The organism is Vibrio sp. D173a, from assembly GCF_030248475.1.
Genome location: NZ_JAHGAH010000644.1, coordinates 1 through 988 on the forward strand (window position 1 = coordinate 1; position 988 = coordinate 988).

Below are 988 nucleotides of genomic sequence, written 5' to 3' on the forward strand. Positions count from 1 at the left end.
TTTGTTGATCAGTCCTTTATCGACAAGGTTATTCACCTTGAGTGTGATTTGAGCTTGTTTGCCTGCTTTTGCATTCGCAATCTCACCATCAATTAATCGATAGAGCTTTTTGCGCGAGTTGCGCGGTGACACAATGAGGCGATCAAAGCGTACTGGGCGGTAAGGATTTTCAATATAACCAAATACATTCCTCACCTCGTTAGTGAGGTCGGGATCAGCGGTTAGTAGCGAGAAATCGGTATAGATACGAGCGGTTTTCTCATGGAAGTTACCCGTACCAATGTGTGCGTAGCGATTGATCTCTTCGCCCTCACGACGGCTAATCAATAGCAGCTTAGAGTGGATTTTCAGGCCTGGAGCGCCAAAGATAACGTGCACGCCAGCCTCAGTCAGGACCTTTGCCCACTCAATGTTTGCCTCTTCATCGAATCGTGCTTGCAGCTCTACCACAACCGTGACGTTTTTTCCGTTGTGTACCGCATCAATGATGGAGTTCATCAGTTTTGAGTTTTTCGCCACTCGATAGATATTGATCTTAATGCTCAATACTTTCGGATCAAAAGAGGCCTGACGTACCAGCTCAGAGATATGATCGAAGGTGTGATACGGGTAATAGAGTAAGATGTCCTTCTCTTTGATGGCATCAAAGGCGTTATCGAAGTGATCAAAATCAGCACACTTCATTGGTGGCAATGGCTTGTTTTCCAAGTACTCACGGCCTACGTTAGGGAAGCCAATGAAATCTTTGAAGTTATGGTAGCGGCCACCAGGGATTAAGCTGTCGTAGTTGGACATCCCTAGCTTGTCGCATAAGAAACTCAACATGTTTTCAGGCATGGTATGTTCATAGACAAAGCGTACCGGCATGGCACTCAATCGCTGTGCGACACCTTCTGACATCTGTTCAAGCAGGCTGTGCTCAACCTCATGACTGAGATCGTATTCTGCATCTCGCGTCATTTTCATCGCATAACAGTTAAGAGAGTCG

1 protein-coding gene is annotated in these 988 nt (G+C 46.1%); it reads right to left on the bottom strand.

What is annotated here, in order from left to right:
• A partial coding sequence (locus tag KIV40_RS28185; RefSeq protein WP_285352504.1) for an RNA degradosome polyphosphate kinase occupies window positions 1-988 on the bottom strand: 988 nt, incomplete at both ends.